The sequence below is a fragment of the Pseudomonas sp. BT-42-2 genome, from assembly GCF_025847435.2.
Lineage (GTDB): Bacteria > Pseudomonadota > Gammaproteobacteria > Pseudomonadales > Pseudomonadaceae > Aquipseudomonas > Aquipseudomonas urmiensis.
In genome coordinates this window covers 189,267-207,062 of record NZ_JAOYTM010000015.1, presented here as the reverse complement: position 1 = coordinate 207,062, position 17,796 = coordinate 189,267, and the positions used below count along the sequence as shown (strand labels likewise).

General features: G+C 61.4%; 17 protein-coding genes. 10 read left to right on the top strand and 7 right to left on the bottom strand.

Features of this window, described 5'->3' with window-relative positions; all coding sequences use genetic code 11:
• Positions 1–26 precede the first annotated feature (26 nt).
• The gene (locus OIU19_RS19380; RefSeq protein WP_264236376.1) at positions 27–332 is read right to left on the bottom strand and encodes a DUF2288 domain-containing protein; all 306 of its coding nucleotides are present in this window, start codon (positions 330–332) and stop codon (positions 27–29) included.
• Positions 333–692: 360 nt separating this feature from the next.
• Between OIU19_RS19380 and OIU19_RS19375 the strand changes: the two genes are divergently transcribed.
• From OIU19_RS19375 to OIU19_RS19340, 8 genes are all read left to right on the top strand, one after another.
• Entirely contained in the window at positions 693–1,808 is a 1,116-nt protein-coding gene (locus OIU19_RS19375) for a branched-chain amino acid ABC transporter substrate-binding protein (protein WP_186557588.1), read from the top strand.
• A gap of 186 nt (positions 1,809–1,994) precedes the next feature.
• Positions 1,995–2,918, top strand: a complete 924-nt coding sequence (gene livH / locus OIU19_RS19370; RefSeq protein ID WP_186557587.1) for a high-affinity branched-chain amino acid ABC transporter permease LivH — start codon at positions 1,995–1,997, stop codon at positions 2,916–2,918.
• On the top strand, positions 2,915–4,171 hold the full coding sequence (locus OIU19_RS19365; RefSeq protein WP_264236375.1) for a high-affinity branched-chain amino acid ABC transporter permease LivM: 1,257 nt from the start codon (positions 2,915–2,917) through the stop codon (positions 4,169–4,171). The genes livH and OIU19_RS19365 overlap by 4 nt, the downstream gene beginning before the upstream one ends.
• Complete coding sequence (gene livG, locus OIU19_RS19360) at positions 4,168–4,935, top strand: high-affinity branched-chain amino acid ABC transporter ATP-binding protein LivG (protein ID WP_264236374.1); 768 nt, start codon at positions 4,168–4,170, stop codon at positions 4,933–4,935. The genes OIU19_RS19365 and livG overlap by 4 nt, the downstream gene beginning before the upstream one ends.
• Positions 4,936–5,637, top strand: coding sequence for an ABC transporter ATP-binding protein (locus OIU19_RS19355; RefSeq protein WP_186557584.1), 702 nt, complete (start codon positions 4,936–4,938; stop codon positions 5,635–5,637).
• Positions 5,638–5,748: 111 nt separating this feature from the next.
• Positions 5,749–5,826 (top strand): hypothetical protein, encoded by a 78-nt coding sequence (locus OIU19_RS19350; protein ID WP_372353334.1) that lies wholly within the window; start codon positions 5,749–5,751, stop codon positions 5,824–5,826.
• Positions 5,827–6,061: 235 nt separating this feature from the next.
• Positions 6,062–6,736 (top strand): COG3650 family protein, encoded by a 675-nt coding sequence (locus tag OIU19_RS19345; protein WP_264236373.1) that lies wholly within the window; start codon positions 6,062–6,064, stop codon positions 6,734–6,736.
• A 103-nt stretch (positions 6,737–6,839) separates the two neighbouring features.
• Complete coding sequence (locus OIU19_RS19340) at positions 6,840–8,453, top strand: NAD(P)/FAD-dependent oxidoreductase (protein ID WP_264236372.1); 1,614 nt, start codon at positions 6,840–6,842, stop codon at positions 8,451–8,453.
• A gap of 141 nt (positions 8,454–8,594) precedes the next feature.
• Here the strand turns inward: OIU19_RS19340 and OIU19_RS19335 are convergent, their stop codons facing one another.
• Entirely contained in the window at positions 8,595–9,059 is a 465-nt protein-coding gene (locus OIU19_RS19335) for a glycine zipper 2TM domain-containing protein (RefSeq protein ID WP_186557581.1), read from the bottom strand.
• 139 nt (positions 9,060–9,198) lie between these two features.
• Between OIU19_RS19335 and OIU19_RS19330 the strand changes: the two genes are divergently transcribed.
• Entirely contained in the window at positions 9,199–9,432 is a 234-nt protein-coding gene (locus OIU19_RS19330; protein WP_186557580.1) for a hypothetical protein, read from the top strand.
• Here OIU19_RS19330 and pdxH read toward each other — a convergent pair.
• The 5 genes from pdxH to dinG form a co-directional block, all read right to left on the bottom strand.
• On the bottom strand, positions 9,429–10,076 hold the full coding sequence (gene pdxH / locus OIU19_RS19325; RefSeq protein ID WP_264236371.1) for a pyridoxamine 5'-phosphate oxidase: 648 nt from the start codon (positions 10,074–10,076) through the stop codon (positions 9,429–9,431). The genes OIU19_RS19330 and pdxH overlap by 4 nt on opposite strands.
• A 19-nt stretch (positions 10,077–10,095) precedes the next feature.
• Positions 10,096–11,085 carry an OmpA family protein gene (locus tag OIU19_RS19320; RefSeq protein WP_264236370.1) on the bottom strand — a complete coding sequence of 330 codons (990 nt, stop codon included), beginning with the start codon at positions 11,083–11,085 and terminating at the stop codon, positions 10,096–10,098.
• 99 nt (positions 11,086–11,184) lie between these two features.
• Entirely contained in the window at positions 11,185–12,330 is a 1,146-nt protein-coding gene (locus OIU19_RS19315; protein WP_264236369.1) for a serine hydrolase domain-containing protein, read from the bottom strand.
• Positions 12,331–12,463: 133 nt separating this feature from the next.
• The gene (locus OIU19_RS19310; protein ID WP_264236368.1) at positions 12,464–14,701 is read right to left on the bottom strand and encodes a beta-galactosidase; all 2,238 of its coding nucleotides are present in this window, start codon (positions 14,699–14,701) and stop codon (positions 12,464–12,466) included.
• A gap of 81 nt (positions 14,702–14,782) precedes the next feature.
• Positions 14,783–16,927 carry an ATP-dependent DNA helicase DinG gene (gene dinG, locus OIU19_RS19305; RefSeq protein WP_264236367.1) on the bottom strand — a complete coding sequence of 715 codons (2,145 nt, stop codon included), beginning with the start codon at positions 16,925–16,927 and terminating at the stop codon, positions 14,783–14,785.
• A 98-nt stretch (positions 16,928–17,025) separates the two neighbouring features.
• Here dinG and OIU19_RS19300 point away from each other — a divergent pair, with 98 nt between their 5' ends.
• Positions 17,026–17,490 carry a CopD family protein gene (locus OIU19_RS19300; protein WP_264236366.1) on the top strand — a complete coding sequence of 155 codons (465 nt, stop codon included), beginning with the start codon at positions 17,026–17,028 and terminating at the stop codon, positions 17,488–17,490.
• Positions 17,491–17,796 lie beyond the last annotated feature (306 nt).

The following is a 17,796-nucleotide window of genomic DNA, read 5'->3' as shown; positions in this document are numbered from 1 at the left end:
TTTCCACGCACCAAAAAAGCGCGACATTACTGCGCTTTCTTCTCTTGCATCACCACGAACGGCGAAACCACCACCGCCCAGATCTCTGGATCGCGGCTTTGCAGGTCAAGCGCCTGCTCTGCCGACAATGCCCCCACAGTGCCATCACTACGCCACTTGGCGAAGATCTCGCTGCGATTCTCGGCCATCGCCTCGGCAACGGCGATCAGGTCCAACTCAGGCGCGACCCAAATCAGGTCACCCTTGGCCCAGAATCGTTCCAACGCCTTCCACTCGATGATTGCAGTCTCGCCGAGCAATTTGGCATAGAGGGTGCTTGTTTGATCAGTCATGGGTTCCTACCGGCAAAAAATCGGCCAATGAAAAAGGTCGGCATTTTTGCAGAAAAACCCGGTTTCAAATACGTAAATTGGTCGATTGGTCCCGAACTTGTGGGGTGGGGCTGGTGATGCAGGCAAAGTGATGGCGCTTTTCTGTATCTTTGTGTCGATCAAGCGACACCTCGGCAAATTGGCGCTTTTCAGCCGCTTTTCAAGCGCTTGGACAGCGCTCTACACTGTACCGGTACAGTTCCGGGACATGTTCCGGGGGAAGGTGGGCTTGCGTCTGGCATGGCCATGCCGCAAATCCCGCCCGGTCTGTAGCCCTGGCCGCCAGGACTATAAGAATTACAACAGAATGAGTGGAGCACTATGATCAAGATTTCCAAGCTGTTCGCCGCAATGGTTCTGGCCGGGGTAGCCAGCCATTCGTTTGCCGCCGACACCATCAAGATCGGTATCGCCGGTCCCAAGACGGGTCCTGTGACCCAGTACGGCGACATGCAGTTCATCGGCGCCAAACAGGCCATCAAGGACATCAACGCCAAGGGCGGCGTCGATGGCAAAATGCTTGAAGCCAAGGAATACGACGACGCGTGCGACCCGAAACAGGCCGTGGCAGTCGCCAACAAAGTGGTCAACGATGGCGTCAAGTTCGTGATCGGCCACCTGTGCTCCAGCTCCACCCAGCCTGCGTCCGACATCTATGAAGATGAAGGCGTGATCATGATCACCCCCGCCGCCACCAGCCCGGAAATCACTTCCCGTGGTTACAAGCTGATCTTCCGCACCATCGGCCTGGACAGCGCTCAAGGCCCAGCGGCCGGCAACTACATCGCCGACCACGTCAAGCCGAAGGTCGTTGCTGTTCTGCACGACAAACAGCAATACGGCGAAGGCATCGCCACTGCGGTCAAGACCACTCTGGAAGGTAAAGGCACCAAAGTTGCCGTGTTCGAAGGCCTGAACGCTGGCGACAAGGACTTCTCCTCGATCATCCAGAAACTCAAGCAAGCCAACGTCGACTTCGTCTACTACGGCGGCTACCACCCAGAGCTGGGCCTGATCCTGCGCCAAGCCCAGGAAAAAGGCCTGAAAGCCAAGTTCATGGGCCCAGAAGGCGTCGGCAACGACTCCATCTCGCAGATTGCCCAAGGCGCTTCCGAAGGCCTGCTCGTCACCCTGCCGAAGTCCTTCGACCAGGATCCTGCCAACAAAGCCATCGCCGATGCGATCAAGGCTGACGGCAAAGACCCAAGCGGTCCATTCGTGTTCCCAGCCTACTCGGCTGTCGAGCTGATCGCCGAAGGCATCAAGGCAGCCAAGTCCGAAGACACCGACAAGGTAGCAGAGGCCATCCACGCCGGTACCTTCAAGACTCCGACTGGCGATCTGTCGTATGACAAGAATGGCGACCTGAAAGACTTCAAATTCGTGGTCTACGAATGGCACTTCGGCAAACCGAAGACCGAAGTCTCCCCTCAGTAACTGCGTGACTAAATAGCTGAGCTAACGAGCCCACTGTGCGAGCAGTGGGCTTTGTTTTACGAGGTTCATGGACCTGATTCCCGCGATCCGGGGGCCGGTTCACCTGAAAATCTTAAAACCGTCACTCGCGGTTTCCTGGCCTACCCCCGCCAGTGAAATGCAAATCAGGTTTTTAGGAGCGCTGTAATGCCTGAGATCTACCATTTCTTCCAACAACTGGTTAATGGATTGACCATCGGCAGCACCTACGCTTTGATCGCCATCGGTTACACGATGGTGTACGGCATCATTGGCATGATCAACTTCGCCCACGGCGAGGTGTACATGATCGGTTCCTATGTGGCCTTCATCGCCCTTGCCGGGCTGGCCATGATGGGCATCGACTCGCTGCCGATCCTGATGACCGTGGCGTTCGTCGCGACGATCTTCGTTACCAGTGCCTATGGCTACAGCATCGAACGGGTTGCCTATCGCCCCCTGCGTAACAGCAACCGTCTGATCCCGCTGATTTCCGCTATCGGCATGTCGATTTTCCTGCAGAACACCGTGCTGCTTTCGCAGGACTCCAAGGACAAATCCATCCCTAACCTGATTCCGGGGAGCATCTCCTTCGGCCCAGGTGGCGCGGAGGAAGTCCTGATTTCCTACATGCAGATCCTGGTGTTCATCGTCACCCTGGTGGCCATGACCCTGCTGACCCTGTTCATCTCCCGTTCTCGCCTGGGCCGCGCCTGCCGCGCCTGTGCCGAAGACATCAAGATGGCCAACCTGCTGGGCATCAACACCAACAACATCATTGCCCTGACCTTCGTCATCGGTGCCGCGTTGGCGGCGGTGGCGGCTGTATTGCTGAGCATGCAATACGGCGTGATCAACCCCAACGCCGGTTTCCTGGTAGGCCTGAAGGCCTTCACCGCGGCGGTATTGGGCGGCATCGGCAGCATTCCGGGCGCCATGCTCGGCGGGCTGGTGCTGGGCGTGGCCGAAGCCTTCGGCGCCGACATCTTCGGCGACCAATACAAGGATGTGGTGGCGTTCGGTCTCTTGGTTCTGGTGCTGTTGTTCCGGCCGACCGGCATCCTGGGCCGTCCGGAGGTTGAAAAAGTATGAACAAAAATCTCAAACAGGCGTTTTTCAGCGCCTTGCTGGTGTGGGCCGTGGCCTTCCCGGTGCTGGGCCTGAAGCTGAGCATCGACGGCATCAACCTGATCGTGCACAGCCAGGGGCCGTTCACCCTCACGGTGATCGCCGTGTGTTCGGTGCTGATGTTCCTGCGGGTGCTGTTTGACAAGCAGTGGAGCACCGTCACCTCCAGAGGCTCGGACCGCAAGCTGATCTCACCGGCAGTGAGCAACTTCCTCACCCTGCCCAAGACCCAGCGCTGGATCATCCTCGGCCTGATCGTAGTGGCGCTGGTGTGGCCGTTCTTCGGCTCACGCGGCGCGGTCGACATTGCCACGCTGATCTTGATCTACGTGATGCTGGGCCTGGGCCTGAACATCGTGGTCGGACTGGCTGGCCTGCTCGACCTGGGCTACGTCGGCTTCTACGCCGTCGGCGCCTACAGCTACGCGATGCTGTCGCACTACTACGGGTTGAGCTTCTGGATCTGCCTGCCAATCGCCGGCCTGATGGCAGCCACCTTCGGCTTCCTGCTGGGCTTCCCGGTATTGCGTCTGCGCGGTGACTACCTGGCGATCGTGACCCTCGGTTTCGGTGAGATCATCCGCCTGTTCCTGCGTAACCTCACCGATCTGACCGGCGGCCCCAACGGCATCAGCAACATCGAGAAGCCGACGTTCTTCGGCTTGACCTTCGAGCGGCGTGCAGCAGAGGGGATGCAAACCTTCCACGAGTTCTTCGGCCTGCCTTACAACTCGATCAACAAGGTCATCTTCCTTTACCTGGTAGCGCTGCTGTTGGCCCTGTTGGCGCTGTTCGTCATCAACCGCCTGCTGCGCATGCCGATTGGCCGCGCCTGGGAAGCCTTGCGTGAAGACGAAATCGCCTGCCGCGCATTGGGCCTGAACCCCACCGTGATCAAGCTCTCGGCGTTCACCCTGGGTGCCTGCTTCGCCGGTTTCGCCGGTAGCTTCTTCGCTGCACGGCAAGGGTTGGTGACGCCGGAGTCGTTCACCTTCATCGAGTCGGCGATCATCCTCGCCATCGTCGTGCTCGGCGGCATGGGCTCTCAGTTGGGCGTGATCCTTGCGGCCATCGTGATGATCCTGCTGCCGGAGCTGATGCGTGAGTTCAGCGAGTACCGGATGCTGATGTTCGGTGCGCTGATGGTGTTGATGATGATCTGGCGTCCGCAAGGCTTGCTGCCTATGCAACGTCCACATTTGGAGCTGCGTCGATGAGCCGCGAAATTCTGCAAGTCAGCGGCCTGAGCATGCGCTTCGGCGGCTTGTTGGCGGTCAACGGCGTGGCCCTGACCGTCAAGGAAAAACAGGTGGTGGCGCTGATCGGCCCGAACGGCGCCGGCAAGACCACGGTGTTCAACTGCCTGACCGGCTTCTACAAGCCAAGCGGCGGCACCATCCTGCTCGACGGCCAGCCGATCCAGGGCCTGGCCGGCCACCAGATCGCCCGCAGGGGCGTGGTGCGCACGTTCCAGAACGTACGTTTGTTCAAGGAAATGACCGCGCTGGAAAACCTGCTGATTGCCCAGCACCGGCACTTGAACACCAACTTCTTCGCAGGCCTGTTCAAGACTCCAAGCTTCCGTCGCAGCGAGCGTGAGGCCATGGAGCGCGCGCAGTACTGGCTGGAGAAGGTCAACCTGACCGAGTTCGCCAACCGTACAGCCGGCACCCTGGCCTACGGCCAGCAGCGGCGCCTGGAGATCGCCCGCTGCATGATGACCCAACCGCGGATCATCATGCTCGACGAACCAGCCGCTGGGTTGAACCCCAAGGAAACCGAAGACCTCAAGGCACTGATCGGCTATCTGCGCGAATCCCACAACGTGACCGTGCTGCTGATCGAGCACGACATGAAGCTGGTGATGAGCATCTCCGACCATATCGTGGTGATCAACCAGGGTACGCCCCTGGCCGACGGCACGCCGGAGCAGATCCGCGACAATCCTGAAGTGATCAAGGCCTACCTGGGGGAAGCGTAAATGCTCAAGTTCGAAAACGTTTCCACCTTCTACGGCAAGATCCAGGCACTGCACAGCGTCAACGTCGAGATCAACCAGGGCGAAATCGTCACCTTGATCGGCGCCAACGGTGCCGGTAAGTCGACCTTGCTGATGACCCTGTGCGGCTCGCCCCAGGCCCATAGCGGCAGCATCAAGTACCTGGGCGAAGAGCTGGTTGGCCAGCCTTCCTCGCACATCATGCGCAAGAGCATCGCCGTGGTCCCCGAAGGCCGCCGGGTGTTCGCTCGCCTGACGGTCGAGGAGAACCTGGCCATGGGCGGCTTCTTCACCAACAAGGGCGACTACCAGGAGCAGCTGGACAAGGTCCTGGAGTTGTTCCCACGTCTGAAGGAGCGCTACATCCAGCGCGGCGGCACCATGTCCGGCGGCGAACAGCAGATGCTCGCCATCGGCCGGGCGTTGATGAGCAAACCCAAGCTGCTGCTGCTCGATGAACCGTCGCTGGGCCTGGCGCCGATCATCATCCAGCAGATCTTCGACATCATCGAACAGCTGCGTCGTGATGGCGTGACGGTGTTCCTGGTCGAGCAGAACGCCAACCAGGCGTTGAAGATCGCTGACCGTGCCTATGTTCTGGAAAACGGCCGAGTGGTGATGCAGGGCACCGGCGAAGCATTGTTGAGTGATCCAAAGGTACGTGACGCCTATCTGGGTGGTTGATCGACATTGCACACAGAAAGGGCCTTCGGGCCCTTTTTTTGCCTGTGACAAAGGTGGCGGCCTCTTCGCGGGCAAGCCCGCTCCCACAGATACACCACTGTTCTCAAGTAGGTGGTAATCCTGTGGGAGGGCACCGGCGAAGCATTGTTGAGTGATCCAAAGGTACGTGACGCCTATCTGGGTGGTTGATCGACATTGCACACAGAAAGGGCCTACGGGCCCTTTTTTTGCCTGTGACAAAGGTGGCGGCCTCTTCGCGGTCAAGCCCGCTCCCACAGATACACCACTGTTCTCAAGTAGGTGGTAATCCTGTGGGAGCGGGCTTGCCCGCGAAGAGGCCTGCATGGGCCATCGAGGGCTTGTGATCCCCACCCAGCCTGAGTACCGTGGCCAGCTCTTTTGCAAGATTTCCGGAGCCCGCCCCATGCGCCTCACCCAATCCCTGCTGCTCACCGCCCTGCTGCCCTTGTTCGCCGGTTGCCAGCTCATAGCAGACAAGCCAAACGACCCGAACATCGGCACTACGCGCATGCAGGGCGAACTGAGCGCGGCAGGCGGCCAATTGTTGTTCAAGCCTTGCAGCGAACCTCGTCACTTCGTGATCAAGGACGTCGCCGGCACCGGCATCCTGCAGGAAGCCGCCAACCTGGCCGAAGACGCCAACGACAAGCTGTTCGCCGACGTGCGCGGCCGCCTTACCGGCAGCAAGCAGGTCAATACCGATGGCCAACTCGACGTCCGTCACCTGTATCGCCTCGAGCCCTCGACCAACGCCTGCGAAGACCCCAACTTCAAGCAGCTGACCTTGCGCGCTGGTGGCCATGAGCCGGAGTGGGACATCAAGGCCAGCGGCAAGGGCATGGTGCTCAACCGGGTTGGCCAAGAGCCACTGCCCCTGCCCTTTCTGGAAGAACAGGTCCCCGGCGGCGGCCTGACCCTGAGTAGCGAAGCCAACGGTAAACAGGTCGAGCTGTGGGTCTCCCCGCAGCGCTGCGTCGACAGCGCCACCGGTGCCATCCGCCACCTGCGCGCGCAGCTGAAGATCGACGGCCAGACCCTGCAAGGCTGCGGTTACTATGGCGGCGCTCGCGACAACTGATCGTCGGGCACTTTTATCCTGCCAGTCAGGGCGGCGAACAGCTTATACTTGGCGGTTTGAGTAAAGCCGCCGGCCGCCCATGGCCGGGATACTGGACCCTGCCATGCTACGAATCACCGAACTGAAGCTGCCCCTGGACCATCCTGACGAAGCCCTGCGCGAGGCCATCGTCCAGCGCCTGGGCATTAGCGATGACCAACTGCTCAGCTTCACCCTGTTCAAGCGCAGCTACGACGCCCGCAAGAAAAACAGCGAACTGCTGTTCATCTATACCATTGACTTGGAGGCAGCCAACGAAGCCGAGCTGCTGGCCAAGTTCGCTGACGATCGCAACATCAGCGTGGCGCCTGACGTCAGCTACAAGTTCGTTGGCCAAGCGCCGGCCAAGCTTGACCAGCGTCCGCTGGTGGTGGGTTTTGGCCCGTGCGGCATCTTCGCTGGGCTATTGCTGGCGCAGATGGGCTTCAAGCCGATCGTGCTCGAGCGCGGCAAGGAAGTTCGTCAGCGCACCAAGGACACCTGGGGCCTGTGGCGTAAAAGCGTGCTCAACCCTGAGTCCAATGTGCAGTTCGGCGAAGGCGGCGCTGGGACCTTCTCCGACGGCAAGCTGTACAGCCAGATCAAAGACCCGCAGCACCATGGCCGCAAGGTCCTGGAAGAGTTCGTCAAGGCCGGTGCGCCGGACGAGATCCTCTACATCAACAAGCCGCACATCGGTACCTTCCGCCTGACCGGCATGGTCGAGAACATGCGCGCCGAGATCATCGCCCTGGGCGGTGAAGTGCGCTTCGAGCAGAAGGTCAGCGACCTGCTGATCGACGGCGAACAACTCACTGGCGTGGTGCTCGACAGCGGCGAACAGCTGCACTCGCGCCATGTGGTCCTGGCCCTGGGCCACAGCGCCCGCGACACCTTCCGCATGCTGCATGGCAAGGGCGTGTTCATGGAGGCCAAGCCGTTCTCGGTCGGTTTCCGTATCGAGCACCCCCAAACCCTGATCGACAAGGCTCGCCTGGGCAAATACGCCGGTCACCCGAAGCTGGGCGCCGCCGACTACAAGCTGGTGTACCACGCCAAGAACGGTCGTTCGGTGTACAGCTTCTGCATGTGCCCGGGCGGCACCGTGGTCGCCGCAACCAGCGAGCCAGGCCGGGTGGTGACCAACGGCATGAGCCAATACTCGCGTAACGAGCGTAATGCCAACTCGGGCATTGTCGTGGGTATCGATCCGGAGCGTGATTACCCAGGTGGTCCACTGGCTGGCATCGAACTGCAGGAGCGCCTTGAAGCGCACGCCTATGTGATGGGTGGCAGCAACTATCAGGCGCCGGCGCAACTGGTCGGTGACTTCGTTGCCGGACGTCCTTCGACCGCGCTCGGCAGTGTCGAGCCGTCGTACAAGCCGGGGGTGACCCTGGGTGACCTGGCGCCGAGTCTGCCAGACTTCGCTATCGAAGCGATTCGTGAGGCGCTGCCAGCCTTCGACCGGCAGATCAAGGGCTACAACCTGCACGATGCAGTGCTGACCGGGATTGAAACCCGCACCTCTTCGCCGCTGCGTATCACCCGTGACGCGAGCTATCAGAGCGTCAATCTCAAGGGGTTGTTCCCGGCCGGTGAAGGCGCGGGTTACGCGGGCGGGATTCTCTCGGCGGGCGTCGATGGCATTCGCATCGCAGAAGCGGTAGCGCGCGATATCCTCGGGCTAAATGGGTAAACTGGCGTCAGCCATCGCGGGGCAAGCCCGCTCCCACGAGCTTAATTGCGCGTCATCGTGGGAGCGGGCTTGCCCCGCGATAGGCAATAAAAAACCCCGACCGGCGCTGCCAAGTCGGGGTTTTGTTTTTCAGCGAATTGCTTAGTGGGTCACACGGCTGGTGCCGTCGACGGTGACGATGCGCACTCGCTCACCCACGCGGAAAATTTCGTTTTCCTGCACCGCCTGCACATAGGCGCGCATATTGCCGTCGTCTTCACGCACGGTGACCTCGACACCTTGGGTACGGGTAATGCCCTCTTCGGCGGCAGAGCCCGCCAGGCCACCGGCCACAGCGCCGATTACCGCAGCGACGATGCTGCCCCGGCCACCACCGATAGCACTACCGGCAACACCACCGACGATAGCGCCCGCGCCACCGCCGATTGGGGTCTTGGTGCCTTCGATCTTCACCGGGCGCAGCGATTCGATGGTACCCATGCGCACGGTCTGCACGCGGCGGGCCTCATCACGGGAATAGCTGTCACCGGTCAGGCTCGACGCACAGCCGCCGAGCAACAGCGACAGGGTGGTGAAGCTCGCCACCAGCAAAACAGATTTACGCATGGGTTGAATCTCCATAAGTCAGGTGTCCATTAGACTCCGCAGGTTGACGGCTGTCACGACACATACGTTACAAATTTGTTTTCATTCAGCTCTGGTACAGCCGCCGTGCTGTCACTATTTAGTCAGACCAAGGATAGCCATGGATTACTTCATCGTCTTGGTAACAACCGTCGCAGGCCTGTATTTCCATGGCTGGCTGTATCTACGCATGCGCCGCTGGATGGACCGCGATCTGGCGTTGTCGATGGCTGGAAAGGATGATGATAAACGCGCCTACATGCTGCAGCGCCTGGAGCTGGCGCGCGCGCAAAAGATCAAACGCAAGGCATTGGCGGCCTGGCTGGAACGCGAGGCCGCCAACTATCGGGCTTAAGGTGCCAGGCGCTCACGCAGCCATTGGCCCTCGACGTGGCGATAATTCAGGCGGTCATGCAGGCGACTCGGCCGCCCCTGCCAGAACTCGATTCGCTCAGGCAGCAGACGATAACCGCCCCAATGCTCCGGGCAGTGCGGCTGGCTGTCGGAGAAGCGCGCTTCGGTCGCCTTGACCAAGCCTTCCAATTGCTCACGCCCGGAAATGACCTGGCTCTGCGGCGATGCCCAAGCGCCCAGGCGACTGCCCAGCGGACGCACCTGGTAATAAGCGTCCGACTCCTGCGCGGTAACTTTCTCCACTTGCCCTTCGATTCTCACCTGGCGCTCCAGCGCCGGCCAGAAGAAGGTCATGGCAGCGTAGGGATTGGCCAGCAGCTGCTGGCCTTTGGCGCTGTCATAGTTGGTGAAGAAGGTAAAACCGCGCTCATCCAGTCCTTTGAGCAACAGCACCCGGCAATGCGGGCGGCCGTCGGCATCGACTGTGGCCAGGGTCAGGGCATTGGCCTCCACCGGTGGCTGCTCGGTCTTCACCGCATCAGCGAACCATTGGTGGAACAGGGCGAACGGCTCGCCCGGAGCCTGGCTTTCAACCAGGCCATCCCGGGTGTAGTCGCGGCGCATATCGGCCAGGGATTGGGTCATGACTGCGTTTCCTTGACGATCAGTTGGTCTTCGCAGGGCTATTGGCAGCTACTTTCTTATCGGTTGCGGCCTTCTTGGCGGCAGGTTTTGCCGCGGCTTTTTTGGCAACGGGCTTGGCTGCGGGTTTCTTCGCCACTGCCTTGGCCGGTGCTTTCTTGGCGGCCGGCTTGGCGGCGGCGGCTTTCGCTGCAGGCTTACTCGCAGCCTTAGCTGCCGGAGCCTTGGCATCTTGCACTGCAACCATGGCGGCTGGAGTCGGTGCTGGTGCGGCCTGCTGATACTTGGCCAGCAGCGCGACCATGGTGTTCTGCGGGGTCAGCAACATTTCCACACGGCGGTTCAAGGCCCGGCCTTCAAGGCTGTCGTTGGCCGCACGCGGCATCACCGAACCCATGCCCTTGAGGGTCAGGCGGTCTCGCTGCAGGCCGCTGAGGCGGAAGATCGCCGATACCGAAGCAGCGCGTTCCAGGCTGAGCTTCTGGTTGGCAGCAGCCACACCGCTGCTGTCTGCATGGCCGAGCACCAGCACAGCGGTCTTGGGATCGACCTCTACCGCCTTGGCCACGCGAGTAATCGGCCCCAAGCTCGCTGGCAGCAGCATGTTCGGGCGATCAGGGTTGTACGAACCCTCCACCGGAATAATCACCGCCATGACATCTTCACGCCGCTCGACTTCGAACTTGCTGCCCTTGACCGCCTCACGCAGCTTTGGCTCGTACTCGTCCAGCCAGGCCTGGGTGGCCTTGTGATCGATCTTCGGTACGACAGGGCCTTTGGCTTGCTTGTCGTCACCACCAAATGGCCACCACCAACGGCTGGCGCTATCGGCTTTGGCGTCAGCCTTGGCGACCTTCTCGGTCACTGCTTCTTTCACTTCCTGTTCGGCGACCTTGTCGGAGCCGAAAGGCCACCAGCTGAGGCCGCCGTCTTTGGCAGTACCTTGCGAGTGGCTGGCGCAGCCGGTCATGGCCAGGCACAGGGCGAGTGCTAAGGTTTTATGTGAAGACATCAGCGATACACCATGAATTAGAAAGAAATTTTGCCCACACACATGAGGCGTTGGCATTGAGGATAGTCAAAGGGTCGGGCCAATACCCGCGTTACCCGATCAAAGGCAAGTGCCAAGTACACGCACCAGCTGTTGCGCCCGCGGGTCCATCAGCACGTAGGGGCCGAGCGTGTTGGTGACGAAACCAAAGGCGACATCGTGCTCGGGATCGGCAAAGCCGACCGAGCCACCCGCTCCTGGATGGCCGAAGGCGCGGGCGCCCAGCCCGAAAGTGGCATTGGCGACCGTGGGCTGATCAAGCATGCAGCCCAGGCCGAAGCGGGTCTGGGTCAACAGGGTACGATCCTGGCCAAGGCTATGTTCGCGCGTCAGCTCATCGAGCAATTCAGACTCCAGCAGGCTGCCATCGAGCAGACCGGCATAGAAACCGGCCAGGCTGCGAGCATTGCCATGGCCATTGGCCGCCGGCTGCTGCATCCGTCGCCACTCCGGCTTGTTGGTGCTGGTGAGAATGGCTGGCGGGTTGGTAAAGGCTCGCGTCGACAGCGCTTCAGGCTCGCGCAGGGTCACCTGCAGCAAACGCTGTGCAGCAGCGTCGCCAGGGTTGCCTTTGCCGCGAGCAATGTGCGCGACACGGTGGAACTCTTCATCCGCCAGGCCGACATGAAAATCCAGGCCCAGGGGTTTGGCGGTACGCGCGACGATCGAGTCGCCCGGGCCACGGCCGTCAGCGCGGCGAATCAGCTCACCGATCAACCAGCCATAGGTAATAGCGGCGTAGCCATGCTCGGTGCCCGGCGTCCACCAAGGGGTCTCAGCAGCCAGGGCAGCGGTCATGGTCTGCCAGTCATAGAGTGCTTCGGCGGGCAGCAGTTCCCGGATCGCCGGCAGGCCAGCGCGGTGGCTGAGCAACTGACGTAGGGTCACCTGCTCCTTACCGGCCTGGGCGAACTCCGGCCAGTAGCGCGCCACGGGCGTGTCCAAGGCCAGTTTGCCCTCGCCGACCAGTTGCAAGGCGGTAACGGCGGTAAAGGTCTTGGTGCAGGAGAACAGATTGGCAATGGTATCGCTGTGCCAAGCTTCGCGGCCGTCCTTATCGGCGCTACCGGCCCACAGGTCGATCACGGTCTCGCCGCCGACCTGGATGCACAGCGCGGCGCCGCGCTCCTGAGGATCCTCGAACAATGCGGCAAACGCTTCACGCACTGCCTCGAACTTCAGCTCATAGTGACCCTGGATCTGCACCCGCCTACTCTCCGTACGACTCGTCTTCACAAAGTCGTGCATTGTTTCAGTAGTTGGCGGTTTTGCAAACTGAATGTGGCCGGATGGTCGTAGGGAAAAGTCGACAAACGGCACCGAAATGCCGCTTTATGACCTACGGAGCAGGCTTGTTCAGCGCCTTGCGCAACTCATCCATTACCTGCTGATTGCTCCTGCGCACCGCTTCGACAAAACCTGGATATGGCACATCGGTAATTGCAATCAGCCCCAAGTGCCCATTCTCGCCATCGAGCAAGCGCCCACTGGCCGGTTGGTCGAGGTACTGGAACCAGTGCGCGCCGACAATCATCGGTTGAGCCAGCGCAGCCTTGAGGAAGTTGGCGTAAGCCGGGCCGCGATCTTCCTCGCGTACCAGCTCCAGCGGCCCCGGCCAGAATGGCCCACGGTCGCGGGAACCGAACTGGAATTCGGACACCAGCAACGGCTTGTCCAACTCGGCAAGCCGAGCGAAATCGTAGCCATCTTCAGGCTTGAGGGTATAGAAGTTGAAACTCAGCACGTCGCAGAACTCGGCGCAGGCTTTCACTGCCTCTGGAGTACTGGCCGCATAGCGCCCGCCCAGCAGCAAGTGGTTGGGGGCATGCCATTTCAGCGAGTCGGAGAGGGTTTTGAAGTAGGTATTGGCGAATACCTGCTGGAAATGCTGATAATCGCGCTCGATTTCCGGATGCTGCGCATTGGGCAGCGGCGCTTCGAAGCCTGGGTCTTCCATCAGTTCCCAAGCTTGCAGGTCTATACCCCAAGCCTTGGACAGACCTTCCTGGTTGCGGTACTTGTCGCGCAGCTGCTTGAGAAACGCGCGCTTGGCCGGTACATCGGTGGTCAGCCTCAGGGTGCCGAAGGCCAGCCCATAGCGGGCCTTGGGATCATCACCTGGCGCTGCCCAGGCCAGTTCATTGTCGGCGAAGTAGCCAATCAGCCAAGGATCATCGCGGTGATCACGGGCGGCGATGGCTACGGCGCGCTCGGTCGCCATGGCAAAGCGTGGATCGAACGGATCGGGCATGCGCCCCCACCAGTCCATACCGGTACTGATGCTGGCGTAGTCGCCAACGATTGATAACGGTAGTGTGTAGGGCACTCGCTTGGCCAGGCCAAGGGCCGGATCGCTCCAGTTACCCAGGGTATTGAAGCCCCAGGCCTGCATGCGATCGAGGGTGTGGCTCTGCCAGCGTGCTGCGTCGAGGGCCGCCGGTGTGCAGGCAACGGGTGGTTGCCCTTCTACTGGCGCCGGACAAGGCTGGCCATGCCCACGATGCAGGTTGGCAGCATAGAAGTCGAACCAGCGACCTTTGTTGAAATTACGCCCCTGCGACGAGGCATTGCCATCATCGTTGTTGCCTTGGCCATAGAACGCGGCGAGACGCTCGCCTTCGCCCGGCAAGGCGATGAACATGCTTTCGCGTCCGCTTATATAGGTACGACCGCCGTCGGCGGCCACCGCATTGATGCCGAGCGAATAGAACGGGTGCCCCTCTGGGGTCACCAGGAACCAGCGGCCATCACGCTTTTCCGTACGGAAAAACCCTTTGGCTTCAAAGGCCGGGCCGGCGATCAGCCCACCGTAGCTGTCCAATTGCTGTTTGCCGCGCTCTGCCAACCAGCCTTTGAGCTGAGCTTGTTCGCGGGTATCAGCGGCCTTGAGCTGATCATCGTTGACGATCTTTTCCGGCCAGCGTCCCCGGCTGGACTGGCCATAAGCATCGATCAAACCGTCGTAGGCGGCCTTGAACGCCAGGTCGTCATCCTGGATACCGACTTTCTCGATCAGCAGGCTTTGGGCCACCTTGGGTCTTGGAATGCTCAAGGTAACCGAACTGATCTGCTTGAGATCGACTTCACCGACGCTGCTGGTCAGCAGCAGACGTTGCCCTTGATAGGTCCACGGCATGGGCGGCCCCGCACGCATGCCCTGGCTCAATGGCGAGCTGGCCTTGAGCGGAACCATCACTGTCTGCGCAGGCCCGGCGGGCAGGTCGATACGGCTGGTAAGCGTGCGGCCATCACTGCTCTGCACCGTGACATCCACACTCAAGGCCCAGTCCATAGCGCTTTGCAGGCGCAAGGTCAGCGCCTGACCGGCAGACCAGTCCCAGACGCCGCTCTGCGGGCTGAGGCCCAGTGTCGGCCGCTCCACCGGATTGAACACCACCCGCCGCAGCACCTCGCCCTCGGCCGTCTGCTCCGCGTTGTACTGCGGCATGCCCGCATCAGCGGTGATCACATTGACCACTGAAGCCGGCCGCACAAAGCTGAACAACGTCTGCTGCGCGGCCAGCAACGGCGAGCTGAACAACAGCGTAAGTACAGCGGGCAAGGTGCGATGGAGCATAGGGCTGGGGCTCTCCTTCAGAGCCCTCATGGACCCTTGACTGAGTGATGGACAACGGGCCGGGGCGTCTTGCTCCGGCCGTCAGGAAATCTCCCGCCTAAATGGCGGCAGCGCATTGAGAATAGCCTTGCCGTAGCGCTGGGTGACCAGGCGTCGATCAAGCAAGGTGATGACGCCGCGATCCTGCTCGGTACGCAGTAAGCGACCGCAGGCCTGGATCAACTTGAGCGAGGCGTCGGGTACGGCAATTTCCATGAACGGATTGCCACCGCGGGCTTCGATCCACTCGGCCAAGGCCGCCTCGACCGGATCGTCCGGCACCGAGAATGGGATCTTGGCGATCACCACGTGCTCGCAATAGGCACCCGGCAAGTCGACCCCCTCGGCGAAGCTGGCCAGGCCGAACAGCACACTGTGCTGGCCATCGTCGACCCGCGCCTTGTGCTTGTTGAGGGTTTCCTGTTTGGACAGGTTGCCCTGGATCAACACCAGTTTGCGCCAGTCACGGTCCAGGCCATCGAACACGTCTTGCATCTGTTTGCGCGAGGAGAACAACACCAGCGCGCCGCGGGCCTCCTCGAGCATTGCCGGCAGTTCACGAATGATCGCTGCCGTGTGCCCAGCAGCGTCACGCGGATCAGCGCCCAGGTCAGGCACTCGCAGCAGGCCAGCATCGCCGTGCACGAACGGGCTGGGCACCACGCACGTCACCGCGTCGCGAGGCAGGCCCGAACGCATGCGGAAGCGGTCGAACTTGCCCAGCGCGGTGAGTGTGGCCGAAGTCACCAGAGCGCCGTGGGCGACGCTCCACAGGCTGCGGCGCAGCATTTCGGCGGCAAGGATCGGGCTGGCGTTGACTTCGATGTCGAATAACGCACCGGTTTCGGCCAGCGTCAGCCAGCGCGCCATTGGCGGGCTGTCTTGCGGGTCTTCGGCGGTAAACGCGGTCCATAGCTCCCAGTTGCCCTGGGCGCGGGTCATCAGGCTGCCGAACAGTGGATACCACTCTTCGGCCTGGTGGCTGGCAATACCGATGTTGTTTTCCCCGTCCATGCCTTCCTTGAGCAGGTCGGCCAGACGGGTGAACAGGTCGTTGAGACGCGAGAAGCCCTTTTTCAGCTCCATGCCGACCTCGCGGATCTGCTCTGGTACCACTCCACCCTCGAAGCGGTAGCGTGGGCGCTCACGGCCTTCGGTGTCTTCGCCGGGGCGGAAATCCGCAACCTGCTCGCACAAGGTGAACATGAACTGCTGCTGGGTGCGGATTTCGCGGGCCAGCTCCGGCACCTGTTCGATGTACTTGCCCAGGTCACCCGGCAGCGGATGCTGGGCGAGCAGCTTGGTCAGGTTCTTGGCCGTCTGCTCCAACCAGTCGGCAGTGGAGCGCAGGCGCGAATAATGCGCGAAGTGCCCGATCGCCTTGTCTGGCAGGTGATGGCCTTCGTCGAATACGTACATGGTGTCACGCGGGTCGGGCAGTACCGCACCGCCACCCAAGGCCAGGTCGGCCAGGACCATGTCATGGTTGGTGACGATTACATCGACCTTACCCATGCCCTCGCGTGCCTTATAGAAGACGCATTGCTGGAAGTTCGGGCAGTGGCGACCGGTGCACTGGCTGTGGTCGGTGGTCAGGCGCGCCCAGTCCTGGTCTTCGAGGGTTTCCGACCAGCTGTCGCGATCACCGTCCCAGCGATTGCCGGCAAGCTTCTCGATCATGCTGTTGAACAGCTTCTGGCTGCGCTCGTCGACTTCGATGTGAAAGCCTTCTTCCTCGAACAGCTGGGCGGTCGCCGACTGGGCGTGACCTTCCTGCAGCAGCACGTCGAGCTTGGACAGACACAGGTAGCGCCCGCGCCCCTTGGCCAGGGCGAAGCTGAAATTGAGCCCGCTGTTGCGCATCAGGTCGGGCAGATCCTTGAACACGATCTGCTCCTGCAAGGCCACGGTCGCGGTGGCGATCACCAGGCGTTTGCCGGCAGCCTTGGCGGCGGGAATCGCCGCCAGGCTGTAGGCGACGGTCTTGCCGGTACCGGTGCCGGCCTCGACCGCGACCACGGCCGGCTCGCCCGAGCGGCGACCTTCGTCGTCGCAGGCGATATCGCCGAGCACTTTCGCCACTTCGGCGATCATCAGGCGCTGGCCATAGCGAGGCTTGAGGCTCTTGGCTTCGAGAAAACGCGAGTAGGCGCCCTGGATGGTGGCTTTGAGTTCGTTGCTGATCATGGTCTGCAGGCGCCCGAAGGGCTGGATATATTTTCAGTGTTTCGCATGGGGCGGCTATCATACCCCGCTATCGCCCTTTGTGCCGCATGGAGATCCTGATGCTTGCCTTTGCCTTGCCCTACACACTGCATGTTTTGGCTGCCCTGGTCTGGGTTGGCGGCATGTTCTTCGCCTGGCTGGTACTGCGCCCGGCCACGGTTGCCGCCTTGGAGGGGCCTGCGCGGCTGCGCTTGTGGGTGGAAGTTTTCCGACGTTTCTTTGGCTGGGTCTGGGCGGCGGTAGCGGTTTTGGCGATCAGTGGTATCGGGATGTTGCATTTGCGTTTTTCCGGGTTTGAAACGGCGCCTCGGTATGTGCAGGTGATGATTGGGGGTGCGATTGTGATGTTTGCGCTGTTCATGCGGGTGCAGGCGTTGATGCTGCCGGAGCTGCGGGCGGCGGTGCAGGCTGGGGATTGGGCGGCTGGGGCTGGGGTTTTGGCGCGGATTCGGCGGATGGTGGGGGTTAATTTGCTGGTGGGGTTGGCGGTGGTTGGGGTCGCTAGTTCGCGGGTTTTGGTTTGAGGTTGGGCTGGGGCTGGGGCTTTTAGAGTTTGAGCTTATCCGTTTGATGTGGCGGCGCTGCTGGCCCCTTCCGCCCTTACGGCGGCCTACTTTGGTCTTGGCCAAAGTAGGCAAAGCCGCTCGCTCCTGCATACGGCCCCTGCGCTGCGCTCCGGGGTCCCTTCGCGCCGGCGCCTTCCGGGCCCGCGCGGCCTACGATTTGCTGCGCAAATCTACATCTCGCGCCTTCGGCTGCGCCGAAGGGTGCTGGCGCACCTGGCCCTACAGGCACCTCTGCTCAGCCTCCTGAAGTCGCGAATCTGCGTC

Excerpts from the sequence above, each read along its gene's own strand:
- pdxH (WP_264236371.1), bottom strand. The coding sequence starts at position 10,076 with ATGACCCAATCCCTGGCCGATATGCGCCGCGACTACACCCGGGATGGC.
- dinG (WP_264236367.1), bottom strand. The coding sequence starts at position 16,927 with ATGATCAGCAACGAACTCAAAGCCACCATCCAGGGCGCCTACTCGCGT.
- OIU19_RS19345 (WP_264236373.1), top strand. The coding sequence starts at position 6,062 with ATGCGCCTCACCCAATCCCTGCTGCTCACCGCCCTGCTGCCCTTGTTC.
- OIU19_RS19380 (WP_264236376.1), bottom strand. The coding sequence starts at position 332 with ATGACTGATCAAACAAGCACCCTCTATGCCAAATTGCTCGGCGAGACT.
- OIU19_RS19375 (WP_186557588.1), top strand. The coding sequence starts at position 693 with ATGATCAAGATTTCCAAGCTGTTCGCCGCAATGGTTCTGGCCGGGGTA.
- OIU19_RS19355 (WP_186557584.1), top strand. The coding sequence starts at position 4,936 with ATGCTCAAGTTCGAAAACGTTTCCACCTTCTACGGCAAGATCCAGGCA.
- OIU19_RS19340 (WP_264236372.1), top strand. The coding sequence starts at position 6,840 with ATGCTACGAATCACCGAACTGAAGCTGCCCCTGGACCATCCTGACGAA.
- OIU19_RS19320 (WP_264236370.1), bottom strand. The coding sequence starts at position 11,085 with ATGTCTTCACATAAAACCTTAGCACTCGCCCTGTGCCTGGCCATGACC.
- OIU19_RS19310 (WP_264236368.1), bottom strand. The coding sequence starts at position 14,701 with ATGCTCCATCGCACCTTGCCCGCTGTACTTACGCTGTTGTTCAGCTCG.
- OIU19_RS19330 (WP_186557580.1), top strand. The coding sequence starts at position 9,199 with ATGGATTACTTCATCGTCTTGGTAACAACCGTCGCAGGCCTGTATTTC.
- livG (WP_264236374.1), top strand. The coding sequence starts at position 4,168 with ATGAGCCGCGAAATTCTGCAAGTCAGCGGCCTGAGCATGCGCTTCGGC.
- livH (WP_186557587.1), top strand. The coding sequence starts at position 1,995 with ATGCCTGAGATCTACCATTTCTTCCAACAACTGGTTAATGGATTGACC.
- OIU19_RS19365 (WP_264236375.1), top strand. The coding sequence starts at position 2,915 with ATGAACAAAAATCTCAAACAGGCGTTTTTCAGCGCCTTGCTGGTGTGG.
- OIU19_RS19300 (WP_264236366.1), top strand. The coding sequence starts at position 17,026 with ATGCTTGCCTTTGCCTTGCCCTACACACTGCATGTTTTGGCTGCCCTG.
- OIU19_RS19335 (WP_186557581.1), bottom strand. The coding sequence starts at position 9,059 with ATGCGTAAATCTGTTTTGCTGGTGGCGAGCTTCACCACCCTGTCGCTG.